This window comes from Vibrio sp. 10N.261.51.F11, from assembly GCF_041471665.1.
GTDB lineage: Bacteria > Pseudomonadota > Gammaproteobacteria > Enterobacterales > Vibrionaceae > Vibrio > Vibrio crassostreae_C.
Map to the genome: position 1 here is coordinate 188,113 of NZ_JBFROW010000037.1, position 22,594 is coordinate 210,706.

The 22,594-nt window shown below is 43.3% G+C and carries 17 protein-coding genes and 1 riboswitch; of the genes, 11 read left to right on the forward strand and 6 right to left on the reverse strand.

Features of this window, described 5'->3' with window-relative positions; translation table 11 throughout:
• Positions 1-292: 292 nt before the first annotated feature.
• Positions 293-988: a response regulator gene (locus AB4351_RS13435; RefSeq protein WP_136982892.1), complete on the reverse strand. Its 696-nt coding sequence runs from the start codon at positions 986-988 to the stop codon at positions 293-295.
• A 66-nt stretch (positions 989-1,054) separates the two neighbouring features.
• The gene (locus AB4351_RS13440; protein ID WP_372126277.1) at positions 1,055-2,662 is read right to left on the reverse strand and encodes an ATP-binding protein; all 1,608 of its coding nucleotides are present in this window, start codon (positions 2,660-2,662) and stop codon (positions 1,055-1,057) included.
• A 662-nt stretch (positions 2,663-3,324) separates the two neighbouring features.
• On the opposite strand from AB4351_RS13440, the gene AB4351_RS13445 reads away from it, so the two are divergent.
• The 6 genes from AB4351_RS13445 (at position 3,325) to AB4351_RS13470 (ending at position 10,766) form a co-directional block, all read left to right on the forward strand.
• A complete protein-coding gene (locus AB4351_RS13445; RefSeq protein WP_009846577.1) occupies positions 3,325-3,552 on the forward strand; it encodes a hypothetical protein in 228 nt (75 codons plus the stop codon).
• 215 nt (positions 3,553-3,767) lie between these two features.
• Positions 3,768-5,207, forward strand: coding sequence for a TolC family protein (locus AB4351_RS13450; RefSeq protein WP_017063805.1), 1,440 nt, complete (start codon positions 3,768-3,770; stop codon positions 5,205-5,207).
• A 3-nt stretch (positions 5,208-5,210) separates the two neighbouring features.
• Positions 5,211-6,185 (forward strand): HlyD family secretion protein, encoded by a 975-nt coding sequence (locus tag AB4351_RS13455; protein WP_372126263.1) that lies wholly within the window; start codon positions 5,211-5,213, stop codon positions 6,183-6,185.
• A gap of 7 nt (positions 6,186-6,192) precedes the next feature.
• The gene (locus AB4351_RS13460) at positions 6,193-7,494 is read left to right on the forward strand and encodes an ABC transporter permease (protein WP_372126265.1); all 1,302 of its coding nucleotides are present in this window, start codon (positions 6,193-6,195) and stop codon (positions 7,492-7,494) included.
• Positions 7,491-8,663 carry an ABC transporter permease gene (locus tag AB4351_RS13465; protein ID WP_372083198.1) on the forward strand — a complete coding sequence of 391 codons (1,173 nt, stop codon included), beginning with the start codon at positions 7,491-7,493 and terminating at the stop codon, positions 8,661-8,663. The genes AB4351_RS13460 and AB4351_RS13465 overlap by 4 nt, the downstream gene beginning before the upstream one ends.
• Positions 8,664-9,224: 561 nt before the next feature.
• Entirely contained in the window at positions 9,225-10,766 is a 1,542-nt protein-coding gene (locus AB4351_RS13470; protein ID WP_017059723.1) for a sodium:alanine symporter family protein, read from the forward strand.
• Positions 10,767-10,909: 143 nt separating this feature from the next.
• On the opposite strand, the gene AB4351_RS13475 is transcribed toward AB4351_RS13470, so the two are convergent.
• Positions 10,910-11,137, reverse strand: coding sequence for a hypothetical protein (locus AB4351_RS13475; RefSeq protein ID WP_065584878.1), 228 nt, complete (start codon positions 11,135-11,137; stop codon positions 10,910-10,912).
• 322 nt (positions 11,138-11,459) lie between these two features.
• A complete protein-coding gene (locus AB4351_RS13480) occupies positions 11,460-12,194 on the reverse strand; it encodes a chromosome partitioning protein ParA (RefSeq protein ID WP_372126267.1) in 735 nt (244 codons plus the stop codon).
• A gap of 610 nt (positions 12,195-12,804) precedes the next feature.
• Positions 12,805-12,924, forward strand: a riboswitch (glycine riboswitch).
• A 130-nt stretch (positions 12,925-13,054) separates the two neighbouring features.
• Between AB4351_RS13480 and AB4351_RS13485 the strand changes: the two genes are divergently transcribed.
• The 4 genes from AB4351_RS13485 to AB4351_RS13500 all read left to right on the forward strand — a co-directional run bounded on the left by AB4351_RS13485 (position 13,055) and on the right by AB4351_RS13500 (position 18,116).
• Positions 13,055-14,425, forward strand: coding sequence for an alanine/glycine:cation symporter family protein (locus AB4351_RS13485; RefSeq protein ID WP_372126269.1), 1,371 nt, complete (start codon positions 13,055-13,057; stop codon positions 14,423-14,425).
• A gap of 384 nt (positions 14,426-14,809) precedes the next feature.
• Positions 14,810-15,622, forward strand: coding sequence for a winged helix-turn-helix domain-containing protein (locus AB4351_RS13490; RefSeq protein WP_137002350.1), 813 nt, complete (start codon positions 14,810-14,812; stop codon positions 15,620-15,622).
• Positions 15,619-16,080: a hypothetical protein gene (locus tag AB4351_RS13495; RefSeq protein WP_017059728.1), complete on the forward strand. Its 462-nt coding sequence runs from the start codon at positions 15,619-15,621 to the stop codon at positions 16,078-16,080. Before AB4351_RS13490 ends, AB4351_RS13495 begins: the two co-directional genes overlap by 4 nt.
• 560 nt (positions 16,081-16,640) lie before the next feature.
• Positions 16,641-18,116, forward strand: a complete 1,476-nt coding sequence (locus tag AB4351_RS13500; RefSeq protein WP_017069347.1) for an aerolysin family beta-barrel pore-forming toxin — start codon at positions 16,641-16,643, stop codon at positions 18,114-18,116.
• 106 nt (positions 18,117-18,222) lie between these two features.
• On the opposite strand, the gene AB4351_RS13505 is transcribed toward AB4351_RS13500, so the two are convergent.
• Positions 18,223-18,858 carry a LysE family translocator gene (locus tag AB4351_RS13505; protein WP_017058961.1) on the reverse strand — a complete coding sequence of 212 codons (636 nt, stop codon included), beginning with the start codon at positions 18,856-18,858 and terminating at the stop codon, positions 18,223-18,225.
• A gap of 296 nt (positions 18,859-19,154) precedes the next feature.
• Between AB4351_RS13505 and AB4351_RS13510 the strand changes: the two genes are divergently transcribed.
• Positions 19,155-20,627: a carboxypeptidase M32 gene (locus AB4351_RS13510; protein WP_372126271.1), complete on the forward strand. Its 1,473-nt coding sequence runs from the start codon at positions 19,155-19,157 to the stop codon at positions 20,625-20,627.
• A 263-nt stretch (positions 20,628-20,890) separates the two neighbouring features.
• Here AB4351_RS13510 and AB4351_RS13515 read toward each other — a convergent pair whose 3' ends face one another.
• The gene (locus tag AB4351_RS13515) at positions 20,891-21,667 is read right to left on the reverse strand and encodes a hypothetical protein (RefSeq protein WP_372126273.1); all 777 of its coding nucleotides are present in this window, start codon (positions 21,665-21,667) and stop codon (positions 20,891-20,893) included.
• Positions 21,668-22,594: the final 927 nt, after the last annotated feature.

The window sequence follows — 22,594 nt, forward strand, 5'->3', positions numbered from 1 at the left end:
CACCTCTATTCGGGACAGTATTGTCTATGACTATTTGATTTACATCAACCACTGTGAAAGCAATCGATTAAATATTGACTCATTTCGAACAAATTCTAATCGATAGTTCCGTTCATTTAACCCACGGGTGAAGCAAATCGGCATTCTCAAACAGTGTAGTCAAGAAAGAACGGTATCTGGTCGGTGGAGTGAGCAATAGGAAAGGGAGAAAAAGGTAAAACCAGCTTACTCAACTGGCTTTATATTTATTTGATAGCATCGCGTTTATCTTTGTGACTTGTTGTCGCTAAATCTATCTTCTAGCTTTATTGTAGCAGCGTTCTGGGCGACCTACTGACCCGTAATTTAAGTCAGCCACTAACTCGCCAGTCGTGATAAGGAATTCCAAATAGCGTCGAGCGGTGGTTCGGCTAGCACCAATTCGTTCTCCGGCTTCATCGGCGGTAATATTAACGGCATCAGCTTGCTGAAAAATGGCTCTGATCTTATCCAACGTTACGCCATCAATTCCTTTGGGCAAGGTTGATACTTTTCCTGAGTCCGCTTTGGCATTGGCTTGCAGCATCTTATCAACCAAACCTTGGTTCAAATCAGACACGCTTTCGAACTCTTGTAACTGTGACTGATACTTCTTCAGTGCTGCTTCCAAACGAGGAAACATGACTGGTTTTAATAGGTAATCCACCACTCCCCCGCGCATTGCCTGCTGCAGCGTATCCACATCCCGAGCAGCAGTAATCAAGATAACGTCGCAGCCTTGATTGCTCCCTCTTACGTGATTAAGAATATCGAGCCCACACCCGTCCGGCAGGTACACGTCCAATAACACCAAATCAGGTTTTAAGATGTCCAGTTGCATGAGCGCTTCAGACTGTGTGGTGGCAATGCCGACCACGTCAAAGCCACCCATCTGTTCTAAATAACGATGGTGTAGCTCTGCAATCGCAATATCATCTTCAATGACCATGACTCTCGTGATTGCGTTCATTTATGTTCTTCCTTTAACCATGCTTTTTCCGTCACGATGATCTTCGCAAGATCGTTTCGTGCTTAATTATTGTTCTTCTTTTGGCAGATAAACCGTCATTCGCGTGCCAAAATCGTGGTTGTCGACCATTTCAAGCTGCCCTTGATATCGGTCTGCCAGCTGCTTTATCAGATACAAACCCACACCACGATTTTGCTTCGCTTTGCTCGATACGCCTTTTTCGGTAAGTGCTTTGGTTGCCAACTCTTTCGGCAAACCGCACCCTTTGTCTTCTACTTCTACGATAATTTCATTACCAAAATCACTAATTGAAACTTCAATAACCCGACGCGCTGGCGCAATTTGACCCTCTTGCTTAATCGCCGTCATCGTGGCATCAAAGGCGTTATCAATCAGGTTGCCAAGAATGGTGACAACGTCATCCGCGTTTAACCAGCTAGGCAGAACTTCAAGCCTTGAGCCTTCTTCAACTTTAAGCTCTAAACCAATTTCTCGCGCGCGTTCCGTTTTCCCAAGGAGCATACCTGCGATGAGCGGGTCTTTAACGGTTTCACGCAAGAACTCGATCAAGCTTTGATAGTGCGCGGTTTCTTGGCCAATCAGTTGCTGGACTGAATCCAACTCGCCCATCTGGATCAAGCCACTAATGGTATTGAGCTTGTTTTGATGTTCATGGGTTTGTGAACGCAGTAGATCTGCATACTCTTTGGTTTGTGAGAGCTGGTCGGTTAAATCGTTGATTTCATCTCGTAATCGGAAACTCGATACCGCCCCGACCACCTCACCTGCCACTATAATCGGGCTACGGTTAGCAATGATTCGCTTATTGTTCAAATACAACTCTACATCGTGGTCGGTGTCGCCCGTTGATAGCAGTTGTTCTAAATCACTGCCTGGCAATACATCAGAAAGGCGCTGTTGATTGAGTGCTTTATCCCTGTCTATCGATAAAATATCGCAGGCACTCTTATTAATAGAACGCAAAATGCCGTGCTTATCGATACTCAGAATGCCCTCTTTCACAGTACTCATGGTTACATCTAGCTCAACATACAACCGGCCTATCTCTTCAGGCTCAAAGCCCAAAATAGCGCGTTGAAAACGGCGAGATACATAACTCGAAATCAAAGCGTTGACCGCAACCACCAGCAACGCCATCACAATCAAAAAGGCTAAGTAAGGTTCGATTCGATCTTGCAACGAATCCAATAAGTAACCAACTGACACCACACCAATAACGGTACCTTGGGTGTCTTTTACCGCGGATTTACCACGAACTGAAAAACCCAGCGATCCTTTGGCTGTCGACACATAAGACTCGCCCAATACCAATGCTTTTTGGTTATCGCCACCACGCATGGGTTTACCGAGCCTGTCATCATAAGGGTGAATCAGGCGGATACCTTTATCATCTCCAACAACGATAAACGCCGCGCCAATGAGCTGAGTAAGGTTACGAAATTTAACTTGGGTTTCTTCAGACAAAACGTAGGGAACGCCATTAGGGTCCAACGTTCCATTTTCTTGAATAATGCTGGTGACAAGCGGCGATTCAGATAGAAATTCAGCAACACCTAACGCTTTCAAACCCATCTCTTGTTCTTGAGATTGTTTGATGTAGTAAAAACCAGCCGCTGCAAGAATCAAAAGTTCAACGAGGCCAGTGACCGTCATGATAATCAGTAACCTTTTACGGAAACTGATACTGCTCCATTTCATATTCCACCGTCCCTAGTGTTAGACGATCAATGTTAACACCAAGTTAATCGCATGACCTTTCTAGGGACGTGAATTTGTGACTGCTACTCAACTAAATAATTGAGCAGATTGTTAATTGATAATCCTTTACGTTGTTCATCTCGATTAATCGTTCATTTTTAGGACTGATTAGCTTAAAAACCAAAATAAACGAATAAATATTGAGCTAGATCACTAAGATTTTAGGTGTTTTTTAGGTTGTTTAAAATAAATACAATTATAATTGTTGCATATGAAGAAGTTTATTGTTGCTAAGCCATAGGTCATGATTTTCAGACCGCGCTTTGAATCGAAACTTCGATTAACAAAATAGCAACAACCCTTCGCTCGCTGGACGTATCTATAACTAAAAGTTGCACGCTCGCCGTTACGAATGATGAACAAACGGATTAAGTATTCTCCCCTATTCATCCATCGCTATTTCAAACTCGGCTAGCCAGACAACGAAGAGGTGACTGATAAAAGCATCACCCAATAATAAAACATTGATGAGCAGGAAGTATCGATCAGTGGCAACGTCCAATAGAAACAGGATAACAAACATAACGTATAAACATTGTTGAAAAGGAAACAAGGCAATGAAACGCGATAACTTTGGAATTTGTCTAACTAAGACTATGCTGTTCAAACACTTACAATCGACTTTTACTCACGTAAGAGCCTATGAGAAAGATGGCACCTCCCCACTCGATCTCAAGGTATTGTTAGCATTCCCGCAAATGTCAGGGAGAGATTTATTACAAACAATGCAAGGTTCAAGACAATTGGTATGGCGCGCCGATCACCATTGTCCTAGCTTTAAATAAGCCACTTCATTTTGTAAAAACACTTCTATACTGAACTTAAAGAGCACGCTTATGCGTGCTTTTTAAGTTTCATTTATCTTTGATATTCACGTCACTCAATCTTATTTACACTTGATTAACGAGTTATGAAAATTTCTATTCATATGAGACAATCTATTCAAGACAAATGACTATCGCCCTGTTAACATTAGAGTTAATACTCTAATTGGTATTTAATGCAGATGACCAAACCAAAATTCCGATACCTTGCGATCGCCAGTATGCTTCTCGGCACTATGGCTTCGCCAGGCTATGCAGCTCCGCTCACTTTTTCTGAAGCGTGGCAAATATTGCAAGAAAACAACAACTCTCTTGCGGCTCAACAAGCCAACGTTGAACGTTATCAACACCTTCAGAACTCAACAAGTAGCCTCAATCTTCCTTCTATTACCTTAGGGGCTAACTACACGCACCTTGATAGTGATGTGACGATTAATGGTGAACAGTTTTCAGATAGCTTGAGTGGAGTAAACCCTGCTATATCCGCGATTTTGCGCCCTCTAGTTGGTGGCGTTACCTCAACGATTACCGAACAAGACATCTTTAGCTCTTCCATTCGTGCTGTGTGGCCTATCTTCACTGGTGGTCGAATAACCGCTGCGCAAAATGCGGCTGAAGGTAAAAGCGAAGAAGCGCAAAGCCAACTGTTGATGGAGAAACAAGCTCGCTACGAAGACTTAAGTAAGTATTACTTCTCGGTGATCTTAGCGGAAGACGTGGTGAGAACGCGTCAAGCCGTTGAAGCAGGCTTAACTCAGCATCGTGATTTCGCCATCAAGCTTGAACAGCAAGGACAAATCGCCCGAGTAGAACGCCTACAAGCCGATGCTTCTTTAGATAAAGCGATTGTAGAGCGCACGAAAGCTCAGAACGATCTTAAAATTGCGCAATTGGCGTTGACCCAAATCCTTGGTCAAAATGAAAGTGTAGAACCCTCTGAACAACTGTTTATCAATAAGAACCTGCCTCATATGGACGTGTTCATTGACCAGACACTCATGACCTACCCCGGCCTTAAGATTCTTGATGCAAAAGAGAAACAAGCAAGCAGCTTAATTAAAGCCGAGAAAGGTAAATACTACCCAGAGGTTTACCTTTATGGTGATTACAGCCTGTATGAAGATGACTCTCTAGCCAGTGAAATGAAACCCGATTGGTTGGTTGGCATTGGTGTGAATGTGCCACTGCTTGATACCTCTGGCCGTTCCGACAAAGTCGCTGCGGCTCACAGTGCCGTATCACAGGTTCAATTCCTTAAGTCACAAGCTAAGCAAGACTTAACCGTGTTGGTACAAAAGACTTACCTTGAAGCAAACCAAGCCATTGAAGAGGTTCAAGGCCTAAACTCGAGCTTGTCTTTAGCTCAGGAAAACCTATTACTTCGTAAAAAAGCCTTCACACAAGGGTTATCTAACTCATTAGAAGTGGTTGATGCCGAGCTTTATCTTGCGAGCATTAAAACCCAGCAATCTGCTGCTCGCTTCAAATACCTAATCTCTCTCAACAAGCTGTTAGCGCTAACCAGCGAAATGAATGCTTACTCCAGTTACTTAACCTCCTCTGTTCCGTCTGATTTCGACTCAAAAACAGACACCGTTAGCCAGTCAAAAGGATAATTCATGAAACCTATTAAGCCCCTTCTTCTATCTTTAGTTGGTATCGGCGTTATTGGCTGGGTCGGATACAGTTTCTATCAAGCTTATCAACCTCAGCCGGTTAAGCTTCAAGGTCAAATCGATGTGCAGCAATACAGCATCTCATCGAAAGTACCTGGCAGAATTGATGAAATATTCGTGCGCAAAGGCGATTCGGTTGAAAAAGGCGAATTGATCTTCTCTCTACTAAGCCCTGAGATTGATGCGAAGCTAGAGCAAGCAAAAGCTGGTCAGAAAGCCGCTGGTGCATTAGCACAAGAAGCAGAGAATGGCGCGCGTACTCAACAGATCCAAGCGGCTAAAGACCAATGGTTGAAAGCCAAAGCAGCTGCCGATCTGATGGACAAAACCTACAAACGTGTAAACAACCTTTACAACGATGGTGTGGTTGCCGAGCAGAAGCGTGATGAAGCCAAAACACAGTGGCAAGCGGCGAAGTACACCGAAAGCGCTGCATTCCAAATGTATCAATTAGCGCAAGAAGGTGCGCGTGACGAAACCAAAGTGGCCGCCGCTCAAAAAGCGTTAATGGCAGCGGGTGCGGTAGCGGAAGTTGAAGCTTACGCAAAAGACACACAGATCCACAGCTGGTTTAATGGCGAAGTCTCTCAGGTTCTATTGAGCAGTGGAGAACTTGCACCACAAGGCTTCCCTGTTGTGACTGTTATCGACACCAAGGATGCTTGGGCTGTGCTCAATGTTCGTGAAGACATGCTTAAGCATTTCGAGAAAGGCAGCCAGTTTGAGGCGTACCTACCGGCTCTGGATAAATCATTAACTTTCCAAGTAACTCACATCGCCGTAATGGGTGATTTCGCAACTTGGCGCTCAACAGACGCAGCACAAGGCTTCGATTTACGTACTTTTGAAGTAGAAGCGCACCCTGTCGATACGAGCGAAACACTGCGTATGGGCATGAGCCTAGTGGTTGAGCTTTAGGTGACTTATGTCTGCTAACTCTCAATATACTGGATCGCAATCTAGAGGCTCGCAATCAACTGAGCATCATAGAGCGAAGAATACCTTGCTTCGGCAGTGGGCGATTGTCCGCAAAGACAAATGGTTGTTGTCTTGCCTAACTTGGATTCCTTTGCTGCTTGCTGCCAGTATCTGGCTGATTTTTTCACAAGGGATCGCTCGTGACTTACCGGTCGCAGTTGTCGACCTTGAGCACAGTCAAATCTCGCAACAGTTCACACGCCTTGTTGATGCTTCACCAACACTGCAAGTCACTCAGAAATACAGCTCAGCGAGTGAAGCGGCAAAAGCGATGATCGAACGTGATATCTACGGCTATGTTGTAATACCTAAACACTTTGACCGAGATATTTACCTAGGTTTAAACCCGCAGGTATCCGTGTTCTACAACAGCCAATTTATCTTGATCGGCAAATTAGTGAACTCGGCTCTGCTACAAGCTCAAGGTACGTTTAACGCTCAACTTGAAGTGGTTAAACAACTGTCACTCGGTGATACCACAGTCCAATCAGCATTAGGCCAAGCAGTAACAGTGCAAAGCCAGATCACGCCACTGTTTAACAAGAACAGCAGTTATGCTCAGTTCTTGGTGTCTGCAGTTATTCCTGCACTGTGGCAGATCATGGTTGTGGTCGGCACGATATTAGTTTTAACGGCGAACGTTAGAGCACGTGGCCTTCAAGCTTGGTTATCCAACGCACCTATGAAGTCACTCGCATCAACATTAACGCCCTACCTTGTCTTGTTTTTGATGTTTGGTATCGCGTTTAGTTTTTGGTTCTATGTGCTCTTAGACTGGCCATTTAACGGCAGCTTTGTGGCATTGACTATTGCCCAACTGCTAACCGTGATCAGTTGTATCATTATGGGTTGTTTGTTTTTCTTCTTAACACTTGATCCAGCAAGGGCGATGAGTTTCGCTGGCGCATTTACGGCACCAAGCTTTGCGTTCATGGGTATTACCTTTCCAGTAACAGACATGAACACAGCTGCTCAAATTTGGAGAAGCTTATTGCCCGTGAGTCATTACATCGAAGTACAAACGGCGCAGTCTAGTTATGGTGTGAGCGCAGCACAGTCTTTGATCAGCCTCTCTTCTATGTTGTGGTATGCAGTTCCTGCTTTCGTGGTAATGTTGCTAATTAAGAAACACTTGGCGCAATCAACTCTAACTGCACAAGCAGATCCATCTACAAAAGCAGCTATATCTGCAAAAACAACGCCGTCAACACAGCCAGAAGCATCAGCACAACAAGGAGTAAAACGATGAGCTTTACTCAACTGCTCAAGCAAGAACTCTTAGCGGTATTGCGCAACCCTGTCGTGCTTCTTACGGTATTTGGTGGTGTGGTCTTCTATTCCTTCTTGTATCCATTGCCTTACGCGAACCAAGTTCCTCAACAACTGAAAGCTTCGGTTGTGAACTTGGATAAGAGTCAAAGCAGCTATCAATTAGAGCGTATGGTGGATGCCACCTCTCAGATCGAATTGGTCCGTCGAGACTCCACCATCGCCGATGCGAAACAAGCCGTGCTTAACCAAGAGATTGGCGGATTCCTTGTCATTCCAGAAGATTTCTATAAAGACTTGTTGCTCGGTAAGAGCCCGACACTTTCTTACGCTGGTGATGCTTCTTACTTTTTGGTCTACGGAACCATTGTTGAAGGGCTTGCCAAGGCCGGTGGTACGTTAGCTGCGCAAGTTAAGGTCAGCCATTTGTTAGTCGAAGGTGTGCCTTTAGAATCGGCAGCCAAAGGCTACAGTGCATTCAGCTTGAACCTGAAACCAACGTTTAATAGTCGCATGGGATACATCGATTACGTAGTTCCAGCCGTCTTTGTGTTGATCCTGCAACAAACCTTAGCCATGGCTTCTGGTTTAGTTGGGGCAACCCAAAACGCTCAATCTACGTTTGGCTATTGGAGTAAGACCTCTCCAGCAAAACTGATGCTTGCTCGCTGTTGTACCTTGGTCGGCATTTATTATTTGTTGTCGATGTACTACTTCGGCGCTAGCTTTTCGATGTATGGGATAAACCAGATCGCCTCAACAACACAGATCTTAACCTTACTTCTGCCCTTCTTACTGGCCAGTTGTTTGATAGGGATTTTGATTGGTGAGTTAGTACCACGAAGAGAACTCGTCACGGTAGTAGTGTTAATCAGTTCAATGCCACTGATCTTCTCTTCAGGTTTTATCTGGCCGGTTGAAATGATGCCTGAATGGTTAGTTCTGTTATCACAGCTATTCCCAAGCACACCGGCTATCCAAGGTTTCTTAGCACTTAATCAGATGGGTGCATCTTGGCAAGAGGTGGCGTCTCAATGGACATTACTCTGGGGACAAGTTTTGTTGTGGGGTTCATTATTGGCACTTAAGCTCTACCACAAATCCAGTAAAGGCACAGTTGGCAATAGCAATAGTCATCGGGCCGTTTAGTTTTATGTTCTAGCGGAAAGTACTCATGCTTTCCGCTAGAACATAAAAGCTCTGATAAAGGGCTTTTTTAATATCCTAAGATCCGAATACACTTTCAGCCTTAGAATGTTTATACACCTCGAAAACATATCGAATACTCGAAATCCCCTACGCGCCCTCTATGTCCCTCCAGCCCATCACTCTGAATTCTCCTTCACCCGACTCTATAGCAGCTACTGCATATGCTTTTCTCAGCATAAAAAGCATCGACTTATTCCCAAATGATGACAAAACCCGAACAACTGTAAATTTATTGTAAAAATTTCTTTGTTGGCATTATTTTTATGTATAGGATTATCAGTAGGGCTTGGTAGCCCGAATACCATAGTCTTATTGGTGCACATACCAAAAGGATATCCATACAAAGCAAGATCAGTACTTATATTTATTTCGTTTTTCGACCTAGCTACAGCCGTTTATGTTGCCGTCGAATGAAGTAGATAAACCACTGAGATATACAAATCAAATAGAAAACAAACACAACAGCAACAAACATAATTTATTAAAAAGACAGGGAAAACCATGAAAAACATACGTGAATTATTTTTTGGGTTTATATTATTGTTTAGTTCCAGTGCATTTGCAGAAGAAGGATCATTTAACCAAGCTATCAGCAACTTAAGTCAAAGTGTTGATGGTTTTTTCAACGAATACACAGGTTGGTTCGTTGGGCTGATATTTAAAAGTGTACCGATTGGTGAAGCTAACTTCCCAGTGATTGTTGGCTGGCTGTTGCTCGCTGCGATCATCTTCACTGTTTATTTTGGCTTTGTTCAATTTAAACGTGTCGGCATGGCGATAGACATTATCAAAGGTAAGTATACCGATCCTAACTCTAAAGAGGACGGCGAGGTTTCTCACTTTCAAGCGTTAACAACGGCGCTTTCTGGTACTGTCGGGCTTGGTAACATTGCCGGTGTAGGTGCTGCACTTGCGATTGGTGGCCCTGGCGCGACATTCTGGATGATCTTGTGTGGCCTTCTGGGTATGGCTTCTAAGTTCTGTGAGTGTACCTTAGGTGTGAAATACCGAACTATCCTACCTTCAGGTGTTGTTTCGGGTGGTCCAATGTACTACCTAAGCCAAGGTCTGGGTGAAAGAGGTTTAGGCGGACTAGGTAAAGTGCTCGCTATTGGTTTCGCATTAATGTGTATTTTAGGCGCATTAGGCGGCGGTAACATGTTCCAAGCTAACCAAGCACACGCCATGTTAACTTACGCATTTGATGTACCAAGTGAATACGGTGTGATCACTGGCCTTGTACTTGCCTCTTTAGTTTTCTCTGTGATTGTTGGTGGTATGCCTTCTATCGCATCGGTAACAGAAAAAGTTGTTCCTTGGATGGCTGCTCTGTATATCGGTATGGCTCTGATTGTTATCGGTTCTAACCTTGATCAAGTTGGCCCTGCGTTCAGCGCAATCTTTACAGGTGCATTTACTGGTGAAGGTGTTGTTGGTGGATTTATTGGTGCGCTAATTCAAGGCTTGAAACGTGCAACATTCTCGAACGAAGCAGGTGTAGGTTCAGCAGCTATCGCTCACTCAGCGGTTAAAACAAAAGAACCAATCACCGAAGGTCTAGTATCACTATTAGAACCGTTCGTTGATACGGTAATCATTTGTACAATGACCGCATTGGTTATCACTATCGCTGGTTTAAACGTAGGTCCATTCGATGGCTCTGGTTTAACGGGTGTAACGCTGACTGCTGCATCGTTTACTGAAACGGCAGAAGTATTCAAATACACACTCGCTCTCGCAGTAATCATGTTTGCGTTTTCTACCATGATCTCTTGGTCGTACTACGGTCTTAAAGCTTGGACTTACCTATTTGGTGAAGGCAAAACAACGGAGCTGATTTTCAAAGTGATGTTCTGTGTGTTTGTTGTTATTGGTGCCACGATTCAATTTGGTGCGGTAATCGACTTCTCTGATGCGGCTATCTTTGCGATGTCTATCTTCAACATTCTTGGTCTGTACTTCTTGATGCCAGTTGTGAAGAAAGAACTGCAATCGTTTGTTGCTCGTGTGAAATCAGGCGAAATCAAAACGTATGAGAAATAACGTTTAGTGGAATGAGGTTTTGCTCTAGTAGCTAACTGCATTCTAAGAAACGACACAGCTCTAAAAACGAAACTGTTCTAAAAATTTTTGTAAGACCCTTTGCTTGAGAAAGCGAGAACAGGACTGCAACTTATCCAAAATCCCTACCAGCTTGGCTTGTGGGGATTTTTTATGTCTGAACGATTAGGCGAATAACTACCTTCAATGCCCTGCTCACTCTTTTCACCCTTTTCACTCTGTTCATCATCGTGTTCAACATCGACACGACGAACCAACTCTTCTACTTTGATCATCTCTTTTTGCGCTAATGGCGAGCGACAATCATCGAAACAATAAGCTATGGTGCAGTTCTCACAAAGATACTCTGGCATCACTCCATCCCTTGTCGTCAAAGCAGCCAAATGCGAGCTAGCAATCGACTGCGTGTTCATCCTGAACAACACTATTATGCAGCGACTCTGAGCTGAAAATATGTATGCAAAGTCATTTAATAGACAACAAGTAACATATCATTGTGGATATACGTAACTATTCACAAATATCTAAGCAAACAATGAAAACACGCAAATAATCAATAATGAGAAAGCACCGGATCTATGCTCTCGACAAACGCAAAACGCCCACATCACGTGTGTGATGTGGGCGTTTCAATATTTAGTGCAAAACTAACGTTAGGTTGGTAAAGCCTTCGGCTTATAAACCCATCTCTTCAGTGAGCGTTTTGATCTGCTTGAGATCCATGGTGTGGACTTCAATCATTTGTCTGATATCGCTCAGTCGAGAGTTAGCGTTATCTTGCTTCTCACACGCGTCAGATTTCGCATCCCATGATGTGCCATCTAAGTAAACATCACACGCTTTCTTAAGAGAACCAAGATTCTGCTCGAGTTGATCTCTTTCTTTCTCAAGTTTTTCAAGTTCTTGAGAAATCTGTAATTCTTTTCGGAAAACTTCACGCGCACGCTCAAACAAAGTCGATTGCATGTCAGCCTGACGATTAAGTTTCTGGTTGTCTTGCTGAGTTTGCTCTAACGTTTGCTTCTGTTCATTTAGCTGTTGCTCTAACGAGTAGTTCGCCTTCTCTAAAACCGAAGACTGCTTCGCTAATTCCTGGAGCTCTTTTTGATGCTCTTCAGCTTGTTTTGCTAGCGCGACTTCGACTTTGGCGTCGATCTCGGTATCAACTTTTGCCACCTTAGCTTCAACCGACGTCATCAATTCTGTTTTGCTATCACGCAGTTCTTGATAACGAGTTTCGAGTACCTGATAAGTGGACTCCCACTTAGAAGCAGTGACTGTAGAACCGATTAAGCCACCCAGAGCTAGACCTATAACCGCAGCAATGCCGATATAGAGCTGACTGCGTTTATCGCGCTCTTCAATAACAACCACTTCATCTTGTTCGCTTTGTCCAGATTGCTGGTTCACTAGCGGGTACTCCCAAAAATATGTTTAACGTTACGCGGTCACTGGCACTAATACCAATACTGATAGTGTAGGTTCAGTTAAACCTATCGCTCAAGTCAGAAGCACTTAAGCTTTTGCTAACACGTTCATCCCAACTGCTCATAGAGAGGTTTAACGAGTTAACTCCGAAATCATCAAGCTGGCAGTATACAAAAGGAAGCTGCTAACGATAACTATCACTACCCCTTTTTGCAGTTTTTCGTTTGTCCGGTAACGAAATAGTACAAATGCCAAAGCCAATAAAAAAACAATCGCTATTAGTCGAGTCATAACTCCTCCTTGTTTCTCTATTTTATACCATTTAAATAAGCAAGTTACGTCAGAGACTCGTTGTTTGATCATTTAGTTGAACAACATTTGTGCAAACAGATATTTTGTAGCTGACATCACATTTTATATGATCTAGGATACGCCTACAGATTACCTAATTGTTTAGGTAATTGTTCCGATGAAGACTGCAGGAGAGTGGTTTTTAACTAAACTTTAACATTTAGTTAGATTGACCCGCCGAAGAAGTAAATCTTTCAGGTGCTTTATGCTGGAGAAATCCAGAAAAGTGAGGACTGTCGTTGGAGGAACCTCTGGAGAGAACCGTTAGATCGGTCGCCGAAGGAGCAAGCTTAGTGCCCGTCACTTATCTATAAGTGATTCGCTAAGTGAAACTCTCAGGCAAAAGGACAGAGGAGTGGAAAGCAACAAGCCTTAATTAACAAAAGAATTCTATCTAGAAATCCGTATGTATTAAGTAGTGCTACCGATCCCTGTGATCTGCACTGCCTTCCCTCTTCTCCTTAAATTTTTTAATTTATTAAGGGGAATCTATGAACCACCTACAAGCTACACTACAAACCATCAACCAATTCGTTTGGGGACCACCACTGCTTATTCTGCTAGTGGGTACAGGTATCTACTTTACTTTTCGCTTAGGCTTACTCCAGTTTAGACACCTCCCAACCGCACTAAAAATGGTATTCAGCAAAGACAAATCCGGTACGGGTGACGTATCAAGTTTTGCCGCTTTGTGTACCGCGCTTTCAGCGACCATTGGTACTGGTAACATCGTTGGTGTAGCGACCGCAATCAAGATTGGTGGCCCTGGTGCCCTGTTCTGGATGTGGCTTGCCGCTGTATTTGGCATGGCGACCAAATACGCAGAATGTCTACTTGCTGTTAAATACCGCAGAACCGATAGCAATGGCGAAATGGTTGGCGGCCCTATGTACTATCTTCAATACGGTGTTGGCTCAAGAATATTGGCGGTGATGTTCGCTGTGTTCGCTTTGGGTGTTGCCTGCTTCGGTATTGGTACCTTCCCACAAGTTAACGCTATCTTAGATGCAACTGAAATCTCATTTGGCGCTTCTCGTGAGATGTCTGCTGTCGTGCTTACGATATTGGTGGCGGTGGTAACCCTTGGTGGTATCCAATCTATCGCTAAAGTAGCAGGGAAAGTTGTTCCTACTATGGCGGTGATGTACGTCGTCGCGTGTTTAAGCGTTCTGATTTCAAATGCAGACCAACTACTGAATGCCATTGCCCTTGTTGTTACCTCTGCGTTTACAAATACTGCGGCAACAGGCGGTTTCTTTGGTGCGAGCATCATGCTTGCTATCCAATCTGGTATTGCTCGTGGTGTATTCTCTAATGAATCTGGTTTAGGTAGCGCACCAATGGCTGCGGCGGCTGCAAAAACAGATTCATGCGTAAAACAAGGTCTTGTCTCTATGACAGGTACCTTCTTCGACACCATCATCATTTGTACGATGACAGGTTTGGCACTTATCTTAACAGGCGCTTGGCAGACTGACCTTTCTGGTGCTGCGATGACCACTCATGCATTTGCTGTTGGTCTGAATGCAGACACGCTTGGCCCTATGCTGGTTTCAGTTGGCCTAATCTTCTTTGCGTTTACTACGATTTTAGGCTGGAACTACTACGGCGAGCGCTGTGTTGTTTTCTTGCTGGGTACTAAAGCAGTCTTACCTTATAAGATCATCTTCATTGCGTTGGTGGCTTCTGGTGCATTCTTGAAGCTCGACATGATCTGGATATTGGCAGATATCGTCAACGGCCTAATGGCAATTCCGAACCTAATCGGGCTTATCTTGCTGCGCCACGTTGTTATCGAAGAAACCAAGCTATTCTTCAAACCGTTGACGTCTTCAAATGATTGTGAAGCAGTTAAAGCGTAAACTGAAGTGATTGAATACCAAGCCCGCATTCAACTGCGGGCTTTTTTATTTTCATCACATAGCGAAACGTCTTAAATTATTATGCAGCACATATGCCCTTATAAATAACAAGAATATTAAATCGACCACTATGCGATTTAATAAAGAAGATTGAAGACTACTAAAAAGAACACTAATAAAACCAACACTTAATTAGATATTACTTATATTTAACAGATTGTGCGTAGGTGTCAGGCGTTTTGTAACAAACATATTAAATTTCTTTTCGTTTCAACGACACAAAAAACCAGAAGAATAAAACATGTGACTTTAATTCATATATTAGTCAGTTTATAGTCATCTACATTGTAGAGAGAATTATAATAAAAATAAAACGTTGGCTATATGATCAGATTCGACCCGATTAAAAACCGTATTTATAACGATGAACGTTCTATTAAAGTAGGATACCGTGAAACTCGGGTCCTGGAGTTATTACATAAAAACTCACCCGATATTGTTAACAAACAAGATATTATTAGCTTCGCTTGGGGAAACGAGTTCATAGGGGATACGTCACTAGCGAAAAGTATAAGTTTACTGCGCCAAGGGTTCGTTAGATTAGGCATCAAAGAAACCCCAATCGTCACCGTTCCTAAGGTGGGCTATCGCCTTATCGATGAGTGCGTGGTAATCGACTCCCCCATCAATAATGCAGCCACAACTCCCCTTGCTGATGCGAGCAACCTGATACCCGTCGGCAATAACGGTATTGCTATCGGTGCAGCTGTTGCAGTCGAACCTAAGCCTAACCCTAAACAAAGTTCGTCGGCTTACTTTCCCACTGCTGAAAACCGAAACAAGTTGTGCTACTTCACCACTGGCTGCTTACTGTTGGCATCAGCGTTATTGGCTTTTGCTAAGGTTAATGAGAGAAACCTCAGCGATATCAACCCCATTAACCGGCTCAACGAGCAATGGATAGGTCAAATACAAGTTTTCCAAGCCCCTGAAATGGCGATGACGCCAGAGCTAGAAAGCATTCTCTATCAGTATCAATGTGATTGCGTGGCGTACATTAGCGAAGAAGCGGAATATTCTGAGCTCTCTATTCTGAACAAAGCCACACGCCAGTCCGTCAACATCTTTTACACGCCAACCCAACTAGATCAAGCCAGTACCGAACTGGCCCTATTCCTAGAAAGAGGTCAATTATGATGCCAATCGTTGCGCTCATTTCTGCATTCGTTTTATTGGTTGGCATATGGAGTATCCCTTCGCCCCAACCAAAAGAAGAGCATCGCTACCAACATAGCGTGGTGGACCTGATAGTGAATGACAATGTATTACGTACCGACGGATTAACGAAAATAAGTAACAACAAGGTGCTGCACCTGATGTCCGTTCAAGACGACAACATGCCCGACCCACTTGTTCTGCGATTCAGAGGAACAGCCCGTCCTTCTCAATCACTTTTCTTTTCTATTTCTGGCACCATTGACTTAGTCTCTGTGCAAAAAATAAATAAAACAATGAATGACAGCCGATTGGCGCCTTACCTGTTAATCAACAATGACCCATTAACGGTAAAGATTGATATCTTAAGTTCGAATGATTTATTTGCCATCATTAAAACGTGTAATACAGGCCGAACGCAACTTCTGGCCAAACGATAATTAGAGATAGTTTAACCACTAGCAAAAAGTGCCCTATTATCAAGTAGCAAGCTTTTCCGATATTACACATAAAAAACGGATGGTTATTTTCATTATTTTATTAGTAATACAATTATTACAGTCTTCCTTACTTTAAGTGTTTGCATTTTAAAACCGATAGCAAAGCAAAATATTCAAGTTAGATTTTTACTCTTTGTCACTCACTACCTGCCCACCTTAAAACTACGAGTATTGTGAATGGTTATACCTGTTCTTCTAATTAACCATTCATACAAACGCCAAAAATAACGTCAAATAATTTTGACGTCTAAGCCCGAATAATGGGCCTTCATTTTTCTAAAAACGGTTTGAGCCCCATCAAACAATTTACGTTCAGTTGCATACTCTTTCACCGTAAAAACACTAATGACAATACAAGCCATTGAATTAACTGGGTAATTTAATTCAACCCTTTTCAGTATCTATCTATTTATCAACATGAAAAAGTGAACTTGTCTTGTTAACTGCACGGCACACAAAACATTATCAAAATAGAAAAATTACAAATGAGGGAATTGTTAATGATCACAGTAAACAGAAGTCTCTTAGCAACCGCAGTGTTGTCTGTTCTATCAACCGGTGTAAATGCGAAGATTTACCCAGACCAAATAGTGTTTGACCAACTTGGTGAAGATGTCTGTCGCTCTGGTTATCGTCCTATAGACCGTTATGAAGCAGAAGAGCAGAAGAGTACTTTGGTCGCTCGCATGGGCACTTGGCAGATCACCGGGTTAAAAGGAAACTGGGTAATCATGGGGCCGGGTTATCATGGCGAAATTAAGCAATCAAGCAGTGGGTCAACGTTCTGTTACCCAAACAACGACCAATCTGAAATCCCTAACTATTCCGCCAAATCGGTTCAGGAAGGCAGCGAAATCGATGTTCAGTATGAATTAGTGAACAACCGTAACGACTTTGTACGCCCATTAAGCTACTTAGCCCACAACCTAGGTTACGCTTGGGTTGGCGGTAATAACAGTCAGTACGTGGGCGAAGACATGACGATAAAGCGCTCTGGCAACAGTTGGGTAATACAAGGAAATAACAATGGCTCTTGTAGCGGCTATCGTTGTGATGAAAAAACCAAAATCACCGTCGACAATTTTGCCTACACCGTTAACGACGACAACTTTTGGCATGGTGATGTTGTCGAGTCGGATCGTGAACTAGTGAAAACGGTTTACGCGACGGCAAGAAACAACAGCAACATCGCGCAACAAGTGGTGGTAGACCTAAAAGTAGACGAATCAACAAACTGGTCGAAAACGAACAGCTACGGATTCTCACAGAGCGTTCAAACAGAGAACACCTTCAAGTGGCCTTTGGTTGGCGAAACTAAGCTCACCGTTAAGTTCGAGGCTAACCAAAGCTTCGCTGAAACAAATGGCAACTCCACTAGCGAACAAGTAACACTTCAAGCTCGTCCTATGGTTCCTGCGAATTCGGAGCTACCGATTCGAGTTGAGCTGTATCGTTCAAGCATCTCTTACCCGTACCGATTCAACGCCGATATTAGCTACGATGTTGAATTCAACGGCTTCCTTCGTTGGGGTGGCAACGCATGGCATACCCATCCAGATAACCGCCCGTACAAGGCTCATACCTTCACTATGGGCCGTGGCAGCAGTGAATCTGCCGACATTCGCTACCAATGGGATCACCGTTACATCCCAGGTGAAACTAAATGGTGGGATTGGGGCTGGGCGATTAAAGAAGCTGGCTTATCAAGCATGCAATACGCGACTGGCGGAAGCTTACGCCCCTTCCACTCTTACGTGTCTGGAGATTTCTACGCTGAATCTCAATTTGCAGGTACTATCGAAATTGGACAAGCAACACCAATTACTAACAATCTACGCAGCAAAAGAAGTACTGATTCCGTCAACGAATCTACTGAGCGCATTGGCGACATCGAAGTTACCACCAACTTTAACGCCGATGAGTTGAGTGACTTAGGTTTCGAAGGTGCTGAGATGAACATTAGCGTCGTTGAATAACTGCGCTGTTGAATAAGATCGGTACAAAGATCTACCAGTAATAAAGCACAAAGCCCACGACACATCGTGGGCTTTCATATATTCATGTTCAACTGAAAACGGTGAACTACACAGGCTCTTCCATCAGAAGCTTAACACCCAGCCCAACCAGCACCATGCCCGTCACGCCTTCCATCCACTTCATAAAACTCGCGTTTTTGAGCAAATTTTTAGCCGAGTTAAGAGCGCCAGCCAAACCACATTGCCATACCATCGCAATCATAAAGTGTACCGAAGCCATCAACATAGATTGCAATAAAGGCGAACCTTCAGGGTTTACAAATTGAGGTAAAAAGGCCAGATAGAAAACTGCTGTTTTTGGGTTAAGAACGTTAGACAGAAAGCCTTCACGCAAAGAACGCTTTGCACTGTATGCCTGCTGAGCTTGTTCTCCGACCTTCAAACCGCCACCGTTTTTCATCAATGCTCGCAAACTGCTTAAGCCAAGCCAGATGAGGTAAACCGCACCTACCATCTTAACGGCTTGAAAGAGTTCAGCGGATTGGGCGAGGATTGCAGATATACCCACAGCAGAGAAAAACGCGTGTACATACAAGCCGCTACAAATACCAAAGCTCGTCATACAACCGTCAGCTAAGCCAGAGCGGCTAGTATTGCGAATCACCAAAGCCGTATCTAAGCCCGGCGTTAGCGTTAAAATAGTGATGGCAATTAGAAATGCCTCAAAGTTCAAAATATCCATATCATTGTCATTTTTGTTCAGCGATCTATCATCAATACCGTGTATCTGAACAATTCGCAAGCAACAATTGCCACCAGCTATACAACTCACTGATTTTGTGCACAATAGAACAGTTTGATTTGTTAAGAAATAGTAAATTCAAGGCATCGTACCGCCTCATGCTTTTCTCGCTATATCTTCGACTGCGAAGGTCGGCGTCATTAAAAAGCAAAGCCATAATCAAAGTACACGAGATGAACCTTAACGCTGACGCAGCCCTAAGGATCATTTAAAGAAACCAAATTAAGAGTAGTCAAATGAGCGCATTCAAAAAACTAGTCGAACACTCTCAAAAATGTTCACGCTTTCAACACCTAGCTTCTATTTGTGGTTGGGACCAAGCTTCAATGATGCCAGCAGGTGGTAACCAAGCTCGTAGTGAAGCGATGGCCGAGCTTTCTGTTCATATTCACGGCTTAATGACTCAACCACAGCTTGGCGATTGGATTGCAGACGCTGAAAATGAAGCGCTGAACACTGAGCAACAATCGTCACTTCGTGAAATAAAACGCCAGTGGCAACAAGCAAACCTACTTCCAGAAAAACTGGTTGAAGCGAAATCTCTATCGGGTTCAAAATGTGAACATGCGTGGCGTAGCCAACGCGGTAACAACGACTGGGTTGGATTCGAAAAGAACTGGCGTGAAGTGGTTGAGCTTTCTCGTGAAGAAGCGCAGATTCGCGCAGACGCAGCCAATCTAACGCCTTATGATTCGATGCTGGATATTTATGAACCGGGCACCAGCTCTACTTCACTTGATACCCTATTTGCAGACGTTAAAACTTGGCTTCCAGGTTTAATTGATGAAGTGATCGAAAAACAATCGAGCGAGCAATTTAACGCACCATCAGGTATCTATTCGACCGAGAAACAGAAAGCACTGGGTTTAGAAGTCATGAAGCTGCTTCAGTTCGATTTTGAACACGGCCGATTGGATGAAAGTGTTCACCCATTCTGTGGCGGCGTCCCTTCAGACGTGCGTATCACAACACGCTATGACGAAGCGGAATTCGTTCAAAGCTTAATGGGTATTGTGCATGAAACAGGCCACGCACGTTACGAACAAGGCTTACCAAAACACCTAGCAGGACAACCAGCGGGGGAAGCTCGTTCTATGGGCATTCATGAATCTCAATCTTTATTCTTCGAGATGCAAGTCGGCCGCAGCGACCCGTTCATTGGACACTTAGCGAACTTGGCTGGTCAGCAATTCTCAGGCTCAGAATTTGAGAAAGAAAACTTCCAGAAGATCTACACGCGCGTGAAGAAAGACTTCATCCGTGTCGATGCTGATGAACTCACCTACCCTGCACACGTTATCCTGCGTTACGAGATTGAGCGTGACTTGATCAACGGCAAGATCAAACACACTGACGTGCCAGAGTTATGGAATACCAAGATGCAGTCTTACCTTGGTTTAAGCACTCAAGGCAACTTCACTAACGGCTGTATGCAAGACATCCACTGGACAGACGGCGCATTTGGTTACTTCCCATCGTACACATTAGGTGCGATGTACGCGGCGCAGTTCATGGCTTCAATGAAGAAAACGGTAGATATAAACTCTGTGATTGAAAGCGGTGACCTATCCCCTATCTTCACTTGGTTAGAATCAAACATTTGGAGCAAAGGCAGCCTGCTGACCACTGATGACTTGGTGGAAGGTGCAACGGGCGAAACCTTGAATGCGCAATACTTCAAAGACCATTTGAGAAGTCGTTATCTGTAGATAAAACGCCCAACTACATTGAAGGTTTCTACTTGCAGAGCTTGCTGTGTAAGTAGAACCAAGCTGAAAAAAGCATAGTACAAGTATTGTAAGTCAAAAGTCACAATTATGGCTGAAGGGTAGCTTTGGTTCTAACTAGAAAAGGGGCACTTCTGAGTTACGAAGTGCCATCTGTGAAGGTTCTGGACACAAACGTTTTAGGTGTGCTGCTCTAAACCATTTCGTTCAGATTAGAAAAAGTATCTTGAAACCTTAAACGTTTGTTAAATTACTTGTTCCCATTCCTTTCTTTTGCACCCCAGACAGTAGTTCTTAGAAAGGTACTTGGAAACGATATCATCAACGGTATCTATCGCCCCATTTAGGTCTACAGTCTCTTTTGGAATTCCCCAACCTTTCACACCATGCCTAGCCTCAATACCTAAGACACCAAAGCTATTGGCAGTACCTGTAAATGCCTTAACTTTATCTTCATCAAGCCCCAATGTTGACATTGCATTTTTTTGATTGCCACAGTGGTGGCAAATAGTGTCCCAAATACAATACAAGTTACGCCAATCAAAACCTACTGAAGCTTGTCGCAGTAAGTTAAAGATATCTTCATGCTCGGTACAAAGTTGAATATATGCTGTAGTTTTATGGTTGAAAGGGGCATCGAATTTACTACGTTCTTCATTTCCAATGAAGGGATTCGAGGCTGGCACTTCACTTGAGAAATCTTCCTGACTCCAGTCAGACTCTGATGGATAATCCTTGTCTGAGCTAAAGATTCGGTCAACAGATATTTGACCGTAGCGCCTAAAATTATTGAAACCATAGTCTATAGCTAAAGCCCCATTTAGAAGTTGTATTAACCCCTTTATCGCAGATACTACTTCAGTGAGATTTTTATTCCCTTGAATATGAGGAAAATTAAGAAAGTATGCCTCTGATTGATGATCGTCAGAGTCTTCGTAAACGCTAAAATGAGGTGACGACATAAAATTTGCCATCCCATACAAAACTTGTCGATTACCATTTAAAGAAACTAGCCAATTCATATTCTACCTTTGTAATTTAACGCTTTATAGACAGACTTTCTCCGTCTTTGCATTCCGTCTATGTTGCTGCCACTTGTTATGAAACTCAACTGGTATCAACCTGTTGTGTGAATCGGCATATGATTACGGGGGCGAATTACAGAAAAATTCCGTAAGAGACCAAAATACGTATTAGATTAACTGAGTATCGTAAAGTCGCTTAGTGAAGTGTCTGCTGTTACAGATCTGTTTTATAAGGGAACCACAAGAAAAACCGTCGATAGCATTGCAATAAGACCTAAAATCACGAACAGCCATCCAATTTTCGTGTGTTTCCACTTGGTATGACGTTTCCAATTTTCAGGGTCTCTCACTCGTTCAGTTGATGTATTCCCTGCAATACTAAAAAGAAGACAAGCTACTGATGCTGATATCCAAGATGGATGCTTTAATATAGGGAAAATAACAAGCAACCCAATTAATCCCATCGCAGTTAAATTGTGCCACCATTTCCAGTTCTCAATTGACGGAAAATTCACTGTATTTACTCCCTTAGTTATGTACGTGCTTGAAGATGTATGACGTCCTCAATCATGTCTCTTGTTTTCAACGCTATTGGAAATACTGATTTTGGCTGATGACCTTTAAGGTATGGAGTGCTACATACAAGCCTATACTCTTTCTCCCAAGCTAACTCTCTGCTTTTGAAAAAATATTTGTGGCAAGGATGATACGAATCCCTTCTTAGGTCTACATTCCCATTATTGTAGATTGGCTTTCCAATGAAGAACTCTCGTTGCCATGGTATTCGAAACCGCAATCTATCTGCTATTTCGAAAAACAGCTCCTCAGCTCGGTATTTAATACAAAGATCATATCCACAGCCCTTGCGCTGAAACCACTTAAAATGGGCCTCTTCGCTATACTCGGCTTTGTTGCGTAATTCAA

Bases quoted from the DNA above. Each gene is read 5' to 3' on its own strand.
- AB4351_RS13435 (WP_136982892.1), bottom strand. From the start codon at position 988: ATGAACGCAATCACGAGAGTCATGGTCATTGAAGATGATATTGCGATT.
- AB4351_RS13440 (WP_372126277.1), bottom strand. From the start codon at position 2,662: ATGACGGTCACTGGCCTCGTTGAACTTTTGATTCTTGCAGCGGCTGGT.
- AB4351_RS13445 (WP_009846577.1), top strand. From the start codon at position 3,325: ATGAAACGCGATAACTTTGGAATTTGTCTAACTAAGACTATGCTGTTC.
- AB4351_RS13450 (WP_017063805.1), top strand. From the start codon at position 3,768: ATGCAGATGACCAAACCAAAATTCCGATACCTTGCGATCGCCAGTATG.
- AB4351_RS13455 (WP_372126263.1), top strand. From the start codon at position 5,211: ATGAAACCTATTAAGCCCCTTCTTCTATCTTTAGTTGGTATCGGCGTT.
- AB4351_RS13460 (WP_372126265.1), top strand. From the start codon at position 6,193: ATGTCTGCTAACTCTCAATATACTGGATCGCAATCTAGAGGCTCGCAA.
- AB4351_RS13465 (WP_372083198.1), top strand. From the start codon at position 7,491: ATGAGCTTTACTCAACTGCTCAAGCAAGAACTCTTAGCGGTATTGCGC.
- AB4351_RS13470 (WP_017059723.1), top strand. From the start codon at position 9,225: ATGAAAAACATACGTGAATTATTTTTTGGGTTTATATTATTGTTTAGT.
- AB4351_RS13475 (WP_065584878.1), bottom strand. From the start codon at position 11,137: ATGCCAGAGTATCTTTGTGAGAACTGCACCATAGCTTATTGTTTCGAT.
- AB4351_RS13485 (WP_372126269.1), top strand. From the start codon at position 13,055: ATGAACCACCTACAAGCTACACTACAAACCATCAACCAATTCGTTTGG.
- AB4351_RS13490 (WP_137002350.1), top strand. From the start codon at position 14,810: ATGATCAGATTCGACCCGATTAAAAACCGTATTTATAACGATGAACGT.
- AB4351_RS13495 (WP_017059728.1), top strand. From the start codon at position 15,619: ATGATGCCAATCGTTGCGCTCATTTCTGCATTCGTTTTATTGGTTGGC.
- AB4351_RS13500 (WP_017069347.1), top strand. From the start codon at position 16,641: ATGATCACAGTAAACAGAAGTCTCTTAGCAACCGCAGTGTTGTCTGTT.
- AB4351_RS13505 (WP_017058961.1), bottom strand. From the start codon at position 18,858: ATGGATATTTTGAACTTTGAGGCATTTCTAATTGCCATCACTATTTTA.
- AB4351_RS13510 (WP_372126271.1), top strand. From the start codon at position 19,155: ATGAGCGCATTCAAAAAACTAGTCGAACACTCTCAAAAATGTTCACGC.
- AB4351_RS13515 (WP_372126273.1), bottom strand. From the start codon at position 21,667: ATGAATTGGCTAGTTTCTTTAAATGGTAATCGACAAGTTTTGTATGGG.